Annotated in this window: 13 protein-coding genes; all 13 read right to left on the reverse strand. The window is 43.7% G+C overall.

Annotated features, from left to right (window positions below; all coding sequences use genetic code 11):
- Positions 1-224: 224 nt before the first annotated feature.
- The 13 genes from GGR07_RS04635 to GGR07_RS04695 all read right to left on the reverse strand — a co-directional run bounded on the left by GGR07_RS04635 (position 225) and on the right by GGR07_RS04695 (position 13,797).
- The gene (locus GGR07_RS04635; protein WP_021645084.1) at positions 225-794 is read right to left on the reverse strand and encodes a nitroreductase family protein; all 570 of its coding nucleotides are present in this window, start codon (positions 792-794) and stop codon (positions 225-227) included.
- A gap of 70 nt (positions 795-864) precedes the next feature.
- Entirely contained in the window at positions 865-1,947 is a 1,083-nt protein-coding gene (locus GGR07_RS04640; protein ID WP_034542366.1) for an HpaII family restriction endonuclease, read from the reverse strand.
- A gap of 35 nt (positions 1,948-1,982) precedes the next feature.
- Complete coding sequence (locus GGR07_RS04645) at positions 1,983-2,588, reverse strand: IMPACT family protein (protein WP_021645086.1); 606 nt, start codon at positions 2,586-2,588, stop codon at positions 1,983-1,985.
- 204 nt (positions 2,589-2,792) lie between these two features.
- The gene (locus GGR07_RS04650; protein WP_021645087.1) at positions 2,793-4,040 is read right to left on the reverse strand and encodes a DUF1015 domain-containing protein; all 1,248 of its coding nucleotides are present in this window, start codon (positions 4,038-4,040) and stop codon (positions 2,793-2,795) included.
- A 17-nt stretch (positions 4,041-4,057) separates the two neighbouring features.
- The gene (locus GGR07_RS04655) at positions 4,058-4,978 is read right to left on the reverse strand and encodes an NAD(P)-dependent oxidoreductase (protein WP_021645088.1); all 921 of its coding nucleotides are present in this window, start codon (positions 4,976-4,978) and stop codon (positions 4,058-4,060) included.
- A 112-nt stretch (positions 4,979-5,090) separates the two neighbouring features.
- Positions 5,091-6,158: a 3-phosphoserine/phosphohydroxythreonine transaminase gene (gene serC / locus GGR07_RS04660; RefSeq protein ID WP_021645089.1), complete on the reverse strand. Its 1,068-nt coding sequence runs from the start codon at positions 6,156-6,158 to the stop codon at positions 5,091-5,093.
- A 356-nt stretch (positions 6,159-6,514) separates the two neighbouring features.
- Positions 6,515-7,849 carry a DEAD/DEAH box helicase gene (locus GGR07_RS04665; protein WP_021645090.1) on the reverse strand — a complete coding sequence of 445 codons (1,335 nt, stop codon included), beginning with the start codon at positions 7,847-7,849 and terminating at the stop codon, positions 6,515-6,517.
- Positions 7,850-7,915: 66 nt separating this feature from the next.
- Positions 7,916-9,190 (reverse strand): NADH:ubiquinone reductase (Na(+)-transporting) subunit F, encoded by a 1,275-nt coding sequence (nqrF, locus tag GGR07_RS04670; protein WP_034542368.1) that lies wholly within the window; start codon positions 9,188-9,190, stop codon positions 7,916-7,918.
- A 19-nt stretch (positions 9,191-9,209) separates the two neighbouring features.
- The gene (gene nqrE / locus GGR07_RS04675) at positions 9,210-9,836 is read right to left on the reverse strand and encodes an NADH:ubiquinone reductase (Na(+)-transporting) subunit E (RefSeq protein WP_021645092.1); all 627 of its coding nucleotides are present in this window, start codon (positions 9,834-9,836) and stop codon (positions 9,210-9,212) included.
- Between the two features lie 38 nt (positions 9,837-9,874).
- On the reverse strand, positions 9,875-10,510 hold the full coding sequence (locus GGR07_RS04680) for an NADH:ubiquinone reductase (Na(+)-transporting) subunit D (protein WP_021645093.1): 636 nt from the start codon (positions 10,508-10,510) through the stop codon (positions 9,875-9,877).
- Between the two features lie 15 nt (positions 10,511-10,525).
- Positions 10,526-11,203 (reverse strand): Na(+)-translocating NADH-quinone reductase subunit C, encoded by a 678-nt coding sequence (locus GGR07_RS04685; protein ID WP_021645094.1) that lies wholly within the window; start codon positions 11,201-11,203, stop codon positions 10,526-10,528.
- Positions 11,204-11,218: 15 nt separating this feature from the next.
- Entirely contained in the window at positions 11,219-12,388 is a 1,170-nt protein-coding gene (locus GGR07_RS04690; RefSeq protein ID WP_021645095.1) for an NADH:ubiquinone reductase (Na(+)-transporting) subunit B, read from the reverse strand.
- A 59-nt stretch (positions 12,389-12,447) separates the two neighbouring features.
- Positions 12,448-13,797 carry a Na(+)-translocating NADH-quinone reductase subunit A gene (locus tag GGR07_RS04695; RefSeq protein ID WP_021645096.1) on the reverse strand — a complete coding sequence of 450 codons (1,350 nt, stop codon included), beginning with the start codon at positions 13,795-13,797 and terminating at the stop codon, positions 12,448-12,450.
- Positions 13,798-14,078: the final 281 nt, after the last annotated feature.

Here is a 14,078-nt window from a genome sequence, read left to right on the forward strand (position 1 = left end):
CCGCAGGTGGTTGTCAAAGACATGAAGAGGTGGTAAAAAAAGCCCGCCGTGTTTTTTTCAAAGCCCGCCGTGTTTGATTTCAAAGCCCGCCGCCTTTTTTTCAAAGACGGCAGGCTTTTTTTATTGTTCTTTTCTCCAAACGACAAGGTGCTGTTTCCGGCAATCTTTTCTTCCCGCAAACCGCTGAGAAAGCAGGAAACAAAACGTGGAAACAACGGGAAAGTTTATCTCACGATCGTAATACTGCCTGCTTTCACAACCTTTTCTTTCAGCGGAACAAGCGGGTCGGCATATCCCAAAGCAACACATCCGTACACCCGGTGATGGGTAGGTACGCCCAAAGCAGTCAGCAACTCGCGCACTTCATAATCATCGCAGACAGTACCCGGCTGGTTGATCCAGCAAGAGCCGATGCCCAACGAGTGAGCGGCCAGAAACATATTCTCTATGGCACAGGCACAATCCATCGAAGCCCACCATTGGACAGGTTCATTAGACACAATAACCAATGCCGGAGCATGGTAATAACAGCAATAGTTTTCATTGTGTCCGCGCTCTTGCAAACGCGGGTCGTCACTTTTGGCAAATGCCCCTTTAATGCGACGATTCAGCTCTTTCAACTTTTCAGCATCCTGAATGGCTGTGAAATGCCACGTTTCGTAGTGCATTCCGTTCGGTGCGTATGTAGCCGCTTCCAGAATCAATTGCAAATCCTCCTCAGCTACCGGCTGTGAAGTATAGGCACGGATGCTGCGCCGTGTCTTTATATTCTCTAAAACTTCATTTGTCTTCATTGGCTTATATCATATTATACGTATAAATAACTATGTCAACAATAGCAGGTTTCACCCATTCATCCCGTTTCTATCGCTTCACCAGTCCTATCTTCGCATTCAGTTTGAAATAATAAACGCCGTTTTCTTTCTCCAGAAAGCCGTATTTGTCTTTTTCCACAGCACCTTTTTCGAATCGGGTATTCATAAAGAGAAAATCTTCCATCGTTTGTTTCTCCGAGCGATGGTAACAAAGCACATCTCCGTTTCCATTCACCAGCAACATGCCTTCAACGGCAGAATCCTGACCATTGTATATTTTGGCCGGACGCATGCCCAAAGCCAATGCCATGAGGAATTGCTTCATCTTAAATTCGTAAAAGCCGTGTTTATTGATTAGCTCCTCTTTTATCTTTAAAGGATTCGCCTGTTTGATAACCTCCGTAAGTTCGTGTACTCGGGTAATGCCGTCCAAGTGCATGAGCCGCACCATTTCCGTAAGAATGCGAGGAAAATGCAAATCGATCATCAGCAGATTGCTCCGAAAAACGCGGTCGGCCACATCGGCATACTTGAGCACTCCTCCCAAACGTTCGATCATCATCATCCGCTCGGCCACTTCATTCGGCGATTCGGGCAAAGCATTAATTTTATTCACCGTAGGAGTAGCAAACTTCACCCCGCTCTGTTCGAGCTTCAGGTTCGCCGCACGTCCGCCATCCAACAGAGGATTCATCGCACCTAAACGCGAGCGGACACTGAAACCGCACAACGGTGCCTCCGGATGCCAAAAAGAAATGGAAAAATCGGTACGGTCTTCGGTTCGTGCCTCCAGATCGAATATGGAAACCGTATCCAGAAACTCTTCCACTCCTTCGGGAGAAACCACATCATTGCTTGCGGATGCCTTCACCGCTTGCAATATCAGATCCGCCACAGCTCCGAAGTCTTCGCGCGGAATGCGCACGGAGCCTTTTTCACTTTCCATACGCACGCTTTCTTTTTCAATATAGTAACGGCGGGGGCCATCGTGCTCTTCTCGCAGAATCATTGCCACAGGCCGGTTCATATCGTCCGGCTTTGCTTCGGCCGTTCCCAGAGCCACTGTTCCATTGGCTAAGAGACGGAAAAAAGCATAAAGTTCGCACCACTCTTTTTTAGTTGCTTCAAACATTGTGAATTGTGAGTTTTTAATTATCATTTAAAAAGTTACGAAGCCGGGATACGGGCAGTTTCCACTTTCTCCAGCCGGGCACGCAATTTAGGCATCATCGAACGGCGGATACGCAGGGTCATGCAGCAATCCATGTCATACGACTGATTCAAAATTTCCGGTTCTTCCTCCTTAACGATACGCATAATGTCGTTCATAAAAGGATATTCGAACCATACCGTCACTTCCTCGTCGATTGTCTTTTCTATAATCGTGGCAGAGGCTATCGCTTCGGCCGCAGCCGCCTTATAGGCAACAATCAATCCGCTTGTACCCAGTTTGATTCCTCCGAAATAACGGACAACGATGATCAGAATATCGGTCAATTCATTGGAATTAATTTGCCCGAGAATCGGCTTGCCCGCCGTACCCGAAGGCTCGCCGTTGTCATTCGCCCGATAGTTTTTCCGCTCTGCTCCCAACATATAGGCATAACAAACGTGACGGGCATCGTAATATTTCTTTTGATACGTATCCAGATGCTGTTTCACTTCCTCAAGATTCCGCACAGGAAGGGCAATGGCAATAAACTTACTGCGCTTCTCGGTGTAAATGCCTTCTGACAATCCGGCAACGGTTTTATAAGTATCTTCGGCAATCATGATGCAAAGATACTGTTTTCGAAAATCGCACGCAAAAAAACAGGAAGCCGATTGAATAGAGTGGTTCAATCGGGACGGTCATTAGGACATACATAGAAGCCGGCTACATCTCCATACAGACTTTTTTGGAAAAGAAAGCGGGAGGTTATAACCGGCTTCTAAAAAATGCTCATTTAGTAAATGAATCTTCAATAATATATTAAATTAATCCAGTCTATGAATTACCAGTCCCGACCGCAACTTCGGTTCGAACCAGGTGGTTTTTGGGGGCATGATATTGCCTGTATCCGCAATATCCATCAATTGCTTCATTGAAACCGGGTAGAGCGCCAGAGCGACTTTCATTTCTCCGCTGTCCACACGCTTTTTAAGTTCTCCCAATCCGCGGATACCTCCCACAAAATCGATACGCTTGTCCGAACGAAGATCTTTGATGCCCAGTATCTCGTCCAGAATCAAGTTGGAAGAAATAGTCACATCGAGCACACCGATAGGATCATGATCGTTATAAGTGCCCGCTTTAGCTGTCAAGCTATACCATTTTCCTTCCAGATAAAGGGCAAAGTTATGCAAAGCCGACGGATGATAAACCTCGGTTCCCTTCTCTTCCACCACAAAATTCTTTTGCAAAGCGGTCAGGAATTGTTCTGCCGTCAGCCCGTTCAGATCTTTCACCACGCGGTTGTAATCGATAATGGTCAACTGATTGGCAGGGAAACACACAGCCATGAAGTAATTATACTCTTCATCGCCTCGATGGTCCGGATTTTGTTTTGCTTTTTCGGCTCCGACCAATGCAGCGGCGGCAGAGCGATGATGGCCGTCGGCAATGTACAAGGCAGGCATTCGCGCAAATTCTTCAGTGATGATGGCAATATCCTCCGCCCGGTCGATTACCCAGAAAGTATGCCCGAAGCCATCACCCGGAGCGATGAAATCGTATTCGGGCTTCTGTGCTGTGTATTTCTTAATCACGGCATCCAGCCTCGCGTTATCGGGATATGCAAAGAACACCGGCTCGATATTGGCATTGTTCACACGCACATGTTTCATACGGTCTTCTTCCTTATCACGCCGGGTAAGTTCGTGTTTCTTAATCACACCGTTCATGTAATCGGGCACGTATGCCCCCACTACCAGCCCGTATTGGGTCTTACCGTTCATTGTCTGCGCATAGATGTAATAGTTCTCTTTCGCATCTTGCACCAGCCAGCCTTTTTCCTGAAACATCTTGAAGTTGTCGGCAGCTTTGGCATACACACGTTCGTCATGCTCGTCCGTACCGACGGGAAAATCTATTTCCGGTTTTATAATATGATATAAAGACTTTTCATTTCCGGCAGCTTCTGCTCTCGCTTCTTCCGAATTAAGAACGTCGTAAGGACGGGAGGCCACTTGTTCTACTAAGTCTTTCGGGGGGCGAATCCCCTTGAAAGGTTTAATTTTTGCCATGGTAAATATGATGGTTTTTACTTGTTTACTCTGAATTTTTCACATCCGTCTTTCAAGAAACCTACTATTTGTCTGGCTGCTGCAATGCCGGCATTGATATTTGCTTCGGCAGTTTGCGCTCCCATCTTCTTGGGGTTGGAGAAATAGCGTCCTGCAAACTTTTGACTCATCTCGGCATGAGCAGCAGGCATAATATCGGTAATATACTTGAAATCGGCACGCTCTTCCATTACCCTCATCAGTTCCGGTTCATTGATCACTTCCTTACGGGCAGTATTTACCAACAAACCGCCTTTCGGCATATCTTTCAACAAAGTATAACCGATGGAATTTTTGGTTTCAGCAGTTGCCGGAATATGAAGAGATACAAACTGACAGGTTTTATACAATTCTTCGACTGAATCCAACGCTTTTACGCCGTCTTTCTCAATCACATCTTTCGGACAGAAAGCATCGTACGCATAGATTTCCATTCCAAAACCTTTGGCAATGCGTGCTACATTGCGTCCGACATTTCCGTAAGCATGGATTCCCAGCTTCTTGCCCAAAAGCTCCGTACCGGAAGTTCCGTTATAGAAATTACGCACGGCATACACCATCAAACCCAATGCCAATTCGGCTACGGCATTCGAATTTTGTCCCGGCGTATTCATTACACATACTCCATGAGCAGTGGCGGCAGCAAGATCCACATTGTCATATCCGGCGCCGGCACGTACTACAATTTTCAATTCCCTGGCAGCATCAAACACCTCGGCGTCTACAATATCACTACGGATTATAATGGCATGGGCGTCTTTCACCGCATCCAGCAACTGTGCTTTTTCGGTGTATTTTTCAAGTAAAGCGAGCTCATATCCGGCAGCTTCCACTTCCTTGCGAATACCGTCTACTGCGATTTTCGCAAACGGTTTTTCAGTAGCGACAAGTACTTTCATAATTTTCTATGTTTAGAATAAGAACTCACCACCGACTGCACAAATGGTAACAGGTATATTTTCATCACAGCATGATCTGTGGCGGTTGTGCAACCGGTGGTGAAAGATAATATTAATGAAGTTTCTCAAATTCGCGCATGCAATCGATCAATGCCTGTACGCTTTCTTTGGGCATGGCATTATAGCACGATGCACGGAAACCGCCTACAGAGCGATGTCCCTTAATACCGACCATGCCTCTTTCCGTAGCGAATTTCAGGAAATCGGCCTCCAGTTCTTTATATTCAGGCTTCATCACAAAACAAATATTCATACGCGAACGGTCTTCTTTGGCGGCAGTGCCTACAAATAGTTTGTTGCGATCGATTTCGGAATACAACATATCGGCCTTTTCAATAGCGCGACGCTCCATTTCTTTCACACCACCTTGTGCTTTGATCCAACGGAGCGTTTGCAATGCGGCATAGATCGGCAACACCGGAGGAGTATTGAACATCGAGCCGTTATCAACATGAGTCTGATAATTCAGCATGGTAGGAATATAGCGCGATACTTTGCCCAGCGCATCGTTCTTCACGATTACAAAAGTCACGCCGGCAGGAGCAAGATTCTTCTGCGCCCCACCATAAATACATATGTATTTGGATACATCGACAGGACGGGAAAAAATATCGGAAGACATGTCCGCTATCACCGGAACAGGAGAATCCATATCTTTCTTCAGTTCAGTTCCGAAAATAGTATTGTTTGTCGTTATATGAAAATAATCCGCATCTGACGGAATCGTATAGTCTTTGGGAATAAATGAGAAATTAGCGTCTGCAGAAGAAGCAACTTCAATCACTTCACCGAACGCTTTAGCTTCTTTAATGGCTTTTTTCGACCATGTACCGGTATTCAGGTAAGCAGCTTTCTTTTCAAGGAAATTGAAAGGAACCATACAAAACTCCAAGCTGGCGCCTCCTCCCAAGAATAGCACCGAATATCCTTCAGGTATTTGGAGCAGTTCTTTAAATAGTGCTACAGCTTCGTCAACCACAGGTTGGAAATCTTTAGCACGATGGCTGATTTCCATCAGAGAGAGACCGGAACCATTGAAATCCAAAACAGCTTTTGCCGTATCCTCTATAACCTCGCGCGGGAGAATGGAAGGGCCTGCATTAAAATTATGCTTTTTCATTTGAAGTTTGTTTTTTGAGTTTAACAATTCTGTTAGCTTATGTCTTCCGACATGGCGAATATACAAATTTTATTTTCGCTTAACAAAAGTTCCTTTATAAAATCGTGATAAAAGAATGAATAAACTTTCTTTTTCACAGATTTAGTCCATACTTATAGGCAATATTGGCATCTATACATGACAATATGTAAAATAGCAGATTATAAAGAAGTATTTTATCATTTATCCGACAACAAGATTGAGGATAAAAAAAGAAAAAGAGAAAAGGGCTTTTCAACGTAAGAAAGCCCCGGTATATTATGTATATAGAAGATGAATTTTTTATTATCCAAAGCCAATAAGAGAAAAACAAAGTCTCACTTGGCTTCTTCTATAACAGTTCTCATTCCCTTGATTTTTTCACCACGAATCAAGGTAAGCAACTGGTTGACTTTTGCTTTGCGAACAGCCACAAAGGAATAATGCTCTTTCACATCGATAGAGCCGACATCATCACGATTCAGCCGTCCTTTCTTGTACAAAAATCCGGCGATGTCCGTTTTGCTCATTTTATCTTTTTTCCCTTTACCTATATATATAGTACTCCAAATCGATTTTGAGGGTAACGGGGGATTTTCGGGCAGTACGAATGTAGCGATATCTTCCGCAATATATAAAGGGAGCCTTTCTTCTGCATGAAGGAGTACATACGATGTTCCCAACGCATTCCACCGTGCCGTACGCCCATTGCGGTGTGTAAACGCTTCTTCGTTTACGGGCAAATGGTAATGAACGACATGCTTGACTTCCGCAATATCCAGTCCGCGAGCAGCAAGATCGGTAGAGATCAGCACATGGCAACTTCCATTCCGGAACTTGTATAAAGCCCGTTCCCGGTCGGGTTGTTCCATCCCTCCATGGAAGCGTTCGGAAAAGAGCTTTCTCTCTTTCAATAAAGAGTATGTCCGTTCCACCGATTCGCGATGATTGCAAAATACAATGGTGGAAGCATTTCCTAACACACAAAGCAGACGGTAAAGCGCATCGATCTTATCTTTGGAGGGGGAAATCACTTTCATCAACGTCAGCCGGGAGGTTTGTTCCTCAGAAAGCTGTGGCAGGAAATCCAATTTTATTGTTTGATTCAGTCCGGTAAATTGAGGAATTTCTTCAGCATCCGTAGCAGAAAGGAGCATACGTTTTCTTACTCCCGGAAGTCGGGTGATGATTTCCGTCATTTCATCATGAAAACCGAACTCCAGCGATTTATCAAACTCATCGATGACCAATGTATGAATGCCGGAAACATCAAAATTCTTCTTGGAAAGATGGTCGGTTATTCGACCGGGAGTGCCGACAATCAAAGCCGGGTGATTGCCGACTATACTTTTTCTTTCTTCGGCAATGGAATGTCCTCCGTAGCAGCAGCATATTTTCCATGGAGTTCCCATCTCTCTGAACACGTTATCTATTTGCAGAGCCAACTCTCTGGAAGGAGCCAGAATCAATGCCTGTATCCGGTCGTCGTCTTTTTTCAAAGAGAGGAGCAGGGGCAAAAGAAAAGCCAATGTCTTTCCCGAACCGGTGGGCGACAAAAGAATGAGGTCATTCTTTCCTGTTCCCTGCTCAAGCGCGGCTTCCTGCATCGGAGTCAGCGACTCGATTTTCAGATTTCGAAGCGCGGACTGTATAAGTTCGTTTTTCTGTAACATGAGGCAAAGATACGAAAAAAGGGGAACTTGTCCCCTTTTCCATCTTGTATCTATCAAAGATTTTTCTTATCCGCCGAAATCGTCGAACATCAAATTCTGTCTCGGTACGCCAAGATTGTCAAGCATGTTTTCAACAGCTTTCGACATCGGACCCGGACCGCACATATAGTATTCAATGTCCTCAGGGGCTTCATGATCTTTCAGGTAAGTTTCGAGAATCACCTGATGAACAAATCCCGGAGTATACTTCACTCCTGCCGCATCAGCGAGAGGATCGGGACGGTCGAGCGCCAGATGGAACGAGAAGTTCGGGAAGTCTTTTTCCAACTGAAGGAAATCTTGGAGATAGAATACCTCATTCAATGCGCGCGCTCCATAAAAATAAGACATCTTACGATTAGTTACGTGCAGTGTTTTCGTTAAGTGCATAATCTGTGCACGCAGAGGAGCCATACCTGCACCCCCACCGATCCACATCATCTCACGGTCCGAATCGAAAATAGGGTGGAAATCTCCATAAGGACCGCTCATCGTTACTTTATCGCCGGGCTTCAAGGTAAAGATATAGGAAGAAGCAATACCGGGCATTAGATCCATAAATCCGGGACCCTGCTCTTTCGGCTTGAAAGGAGGTGTAGCAATACGCACCGTCAGCATGATACGATCCCCCTCAGCAGGATAATTGGCCATAGAGTAAGCACGTACGGTTTCTTCAGTATTGACACATTTCAGACCGAACAGACCGAATTTCTCCCATGCAGGCAGATATTCATCGCCTATCAGGCTCTTATCAATATCTTTGTTATAGTCCATCACGTATTTAGGGATCTTGATCTGTGCATAAGAACCCGGCAAAAAGTCCATGTGCTCACCCGGAGGTAAGGCAACGATAAATTCTTTGATAAATGTTGCCACATTCTTATTCGAAATAACCTCACACTCCCACTCTTTCACGCCTAACACACTTTCAGGAACTTTAATGCCCATATCACCCTTCACTTTTACCTGACAACCCAAGCGCCAATGTTGTTGCTGTTGTTTACGGCTGAAGTGAGGAGTCTCAGAGGGAAGGATTTCACCCCCGCCTTCTATTACCTGACATTTACATTGCCCGCAAGAACCTTTCCCGCCACAGGCAGACGAAAGGAAGATGCCATTCACAGACAGTGTATTTAACAAAGTGGATCCGGAAGCTACATCTAATGCCTCTTCACCGTTAATTGTCAGTTTCACGTTTCCGGAAGGTACCAGAAAGTTCTTGGCTACCAGCAAGATGACAACAAGCAGCAGAATAACCACAAGGAATACTCCAACGCTCGCCAATATTAAATTCATATTCATTGTTTTATACTTTACTTTATTAGATGTTCAAACCAGAGAAACACATAAACGCAATGGCCATCAAACCTACAATAATAAACGTAATACCCAATCCTCTCAGCGGAGCGGGCACATCCGAATAAGCCATTTTTTCACGAATAGCGGCCAAACCCACAATTGCCAGGAACCAGCCGATGCCCGAGCCTAACGCATACGAAATCGCATCGGCAACACCGCCTATGAATTTGGGATCACTTTCACCTAAAGTAATACGTTGTTGCATAAATAACGAGGCCCCCATAATGGCGCAGTTTACTGCAATCAATGGCAAAAAAATACCGAGCGAAGCATATAGAGATGGACTAAAACGTTCTACCACCATTTCTACCAATTGCACCATACCTGCGATAACCGCAATGAAAAGAATAAAGCCCAAAAAGCTAAGATCTACTCCTTCGATAATAGCATTAGCTGCCAACACTTTCGTTTGCAGAAAATAGTTAACGGGAAGAGTTACTACCAATACAAAGGTTACGGCAATACCTAACCCCACGGCAGTTTTCACATTTTTCGATACAGCCAGATATGAACACATACCTAAGAAGTAAGCGAATATCATGTTGTCCACAAAAATAGAGCGGACGAATAAACTGAATAAATGTTCCATAATAATAAGTTATGAATTTTAAGTTACGGGTATAGGTCCTATTTTTCTTGCAATTCTTTATGACGAGCGCGTTGATACCAGATGACACAAGCACAGATAACCAGCGCCATCGGGGGCATCAGCATCAAGCCATTGTTTACATATCCGGCATTCCGAATCGGTTCATAATTCAAAATGTTGAATCCAAACAGTGTACCCGAACCAAACAATTCACGGAAAAACCCTACAATCACCAGAATCTTGGCATATCCCAATCCGTTGCCCACTCCATCGAGGAAAGATTCCCAGGGGGCATTCTGCATAGCAAATGCTTCAAGACGTCCCATCAGGATACAGTTGGTGATAATCAAACCCACATAAACCGAAAGCTGTACACTCACATCATAAGCAAAAGCTTTCAATATTTCACTTACAATAGTTACTAAAGCCGCTACCACTACCAACTGTACGATAATACGAATACGATTGGGGATGGTTTTACGCAACAAGGAAATAACCACATTTGCAAAAGCCGTAATCACTGTTACCGAGAGTCCCATCACAATAGCCGGCTCCAATTTTGCCGTAACGGCTAATGCAGAACAAATACCCAACACTTGTACGGTTACAGGATTGTTCATTCCCAGCGGAGTAGCGAACACTTCTTTATTTTTCTTTGAAAATAGTTGTCCCATATTCTTGCTTCCTCCTTATTCTTTAGTTAAAAATTTGACATAACTTTTCAGACAGTCCTTCAACATGGCATCTACTCCTTTTGATGTAATGGTTCCACCCGAAATACCATCTACTTGAGATTCGGGGTTTTCTACTTTTCCATTCTTCTCTACACCCAATGCTATTTCACCGTTCTTTAAGGCTTTCTTTCCTTCAAATTGTTTCTGGAACCAATCTGTAGCAATTTCAGCACCCAATCCCGGAGTTTCACTTGCATGCGAGAAATAAGTCCCGTAAACAGTGTTCTTATCCTCATTCAAAGCAACATATCCCCAAATGGCTCCCCAAAGACCGGCCCCATAAACCGGAAATACATATTTTGTCTGGCCATCGATATTACATACAAACAAGTGTAAACGCCCTTCTTCTTTTGCTTCTTTCTCATAGTTGGAAGCAAACTCGCCGGTGTTTTCAGTCAATATACCATCTTCACCCATTAACATATCCGCCTGCACATATTTGTCATATTCCGCATCTGCATCTTTCACATCCTTGATGTTCAAAGCAGCAAGAATCTGTTTCTTCGTATCCAGCTGGACATTTTTATCTTGCCGCGATTTCAGCGCAGAGCTGACGAACGCCAGAAGGAATGCAACGATAATTACCATTACCGAAGCATAAATGATTGTATACTTATTACTATTAGTATTCATTTTATTCGGTATTTTTTATTGGTTAGACTTAAGTGCACGCTTCTCACGGCGGCTAATATTGTTCTGCATTACGCAATAGTCGATTAGAGGAGCGAATATGTTCATCAATAAAATAGCAAGCATCATACCTTCGGGATAACCCGGATTCAATACACGAATGACAATTGCCATCATACCGATGAGTAAGCCGAAAATAAACTTACCTTGTTCGGTACGGGCAGAAGTAACAGGATCGGTAGCCATAAATACGGCACCGAAACAGAATCCACCCAAAACCAGATGCTGATACCAAGGCATCTGTGCCATTGCCGTATCCGGGCCAATCAGATTAAAGATTAAAGCCATGAATGCTCCACCTGCAAAAACAGAAAACATTGTTTTCCAGCTTGCAATACCGGTCCATAAAAGAATAACAGCTCCAATCAGGATAGCAATTACACTTGTTTCTCCGATAGAACCGGGAATAAATCCGGTTACCATATCCATATTAAATGCAGGAATGGCACCCGTAGTTGCAGCTTGTCCCAGAGGGGTAGCCACTGTAAGACCGTCCACACTTTGCCCTAAACCTAAGATACGTTCGCCTGATACCCAAACAAGATCGCCGGACATTTTAGTAGGATAAGCAAAAAACAGGAAGGCACGAGTAATTAAAGCCACATTGAAAATATTCATACCGGTACCACCGAATACTTCTTTAGCAAAGATTACCGAAAAAGCTGTCGCTACGGCAAGCATCCATAAAGGGCAGTCTACCGGAATGATCATGGGAATAAGAATACCGGACACAAGAAAACCTTCCTGTATCTCTTCTTTCTTCCATTGAGCTACTATAAATTCAATGCCAAGCCCCACTGCATAAGAAACAATGATTTTGGGCAATACTGCCAAGAACCCGTAACCAAACATATCCAGAAAGTTTCCGGAAATTCCGGTATGTGTGAAATGTTGGTAACCTACGTTGTACATACCGAACAATAAGGCCGGAATTAACGAAATGACTACAATCGACATGATACGTTTGCTGTCGATCGCGTCGTGAATATGCGTTCCCACTTTCGCAGTCCTATTAGGCACGAACAAAAATGTTTCGAAGCCGTCGAACACCGAATGGAATGCGTGGAGTTTGCCTCCCTCCTCAAAGTTCGGCTTTATCTTATCGAGATATTTTCTTAACGCTTTCATTAATATAATTACTATTTTACAATTAACAATTAACAATCTGTCGCATGAAGTTGCTCCGTTTATGTCATTTCAGCTCTGAGCATATCCAACCCGACACGAACGATACGTTGCAACTCCATTTTCGATGAGCAAACAAACTCGCAAACAGCAAAATCTTCGGGTGCAACTTCGTAAATACCCAATGCTTCCATACGATCAATGTCTCCTGCAATAATTGCTTTAATAAGAAACTCCGGGAGAATATCCATCGGAAGTACTTTATCGTATTCGCCGGACATAATCATGTGACGTTCACCTCCTTTGATACGAGCATCAAGTATATACTCTTTCTTTCTCGTGAGCCAACTGAAATAAGAATGGTTGGCGCTGAACTGATTACAGCGGGGCATAATCCAACCTAACATTTCGTGCGTATCGTCTCCTTCAGGAATAACAGTGAGTTGACTATGAAATGCTCCAAGAAATCCATTCGAAGAAACTTGTTTCCCTGTCAGCACATTTCCGCTGATATAGCGCAGGCATTTATCTTGCACTACGTTTCCGGCAAATACGTTAGTAAGCAATGCACCTACCCGAAGCTTGCAATAAGCAGATTTCAACACTTCAGAGCCTGTTACAGCGACTGTACGGGTAAAGTCTACACGACCGGTATTAAATACCCGTCCGATAAAAATAACCGCCTGCGGATCTATTGTCCATACCGTCTCTCCTTTGGAAATCGGATCGATGTGATTAATTTGCACTCCTACATTTCCTGCCGGATTAGGTCCTTCGAATGAAGTAATAGTTACATTCTTTGCTGCGGTCAAAGCTGTCGCCTTTTGATTTACACTAATACTCAAATAAGTTTTAGCCAATTTAGCAAGAGCATCAAGTCCTGTCTGGAAGTTTCTTTCTTCACCCTGAAGTGCAAATTCAAAATCGGGAGCCAAGGGGTTGGTATCGAAAGCTGAAATAAAAATTGCTTTCGGAGAGATTGTGGGATCAGCTATAACGTCATACGGCCGTTGCTTGATAAAGGCGAAAAGACCGGCTTCCAACAATGTGTTTTTCACAGCTTCGGCATCCATCGTTTCCACTCTTTTCTTACCGAACTCCAGATAATCCTGTTCGGCTGCGGCCTCCACCACAATGTTCAAAACTTTACGGCGAGCACCCCGCTCCACACTTGTCACTATACCGCTAACAGGCGATACAAATTTCAATTCAGGATGATACTTGTCGATAAACAAGGGTCCACCGGCCATTACATATTCCTGCTCTTTTACCACCACTTTCGGCGTTATTCCTGTAAAATCATCGGGCACGAGAGCATAAAACCCCGGCTCTTTTACAGTCATATACACTTCAGCGGCTTTACCTTTCAGGCTTATGTCAAGGCCTTTGCGTAACTTTATTACATTTGCCATGTGCTATTATAAAATAATGGTTTCATAATTTTCCCGCAAAAGTAATAAATAATAATGTGATTGGAGAGGAAATAAGCATGAATTAAAGAGATATTTCCACAATTATCTTCGTGTGCGAACACAAAAAATATAAAAATACAGGCTATAGATAAATTATTATTTCCACTAAATTTCGACTAAAATTAAGTTTCAATAATAAAAAATCAAAAAAGAACAATAAATAAAACTTATCAACTATCTCTCCAACTATGAATTCATAGACGTTTATAACAAAAAAGTTC

The organism is Bacteroides pyogenes, from assembly GCF_014196225.1.
Classification (GTDB): Bacteria; Bacteroidota; Bacteroidia; order Bacteroidales; family Bacteroidaceae; genus Bacteroides; species Bacteroides pyogenes_A.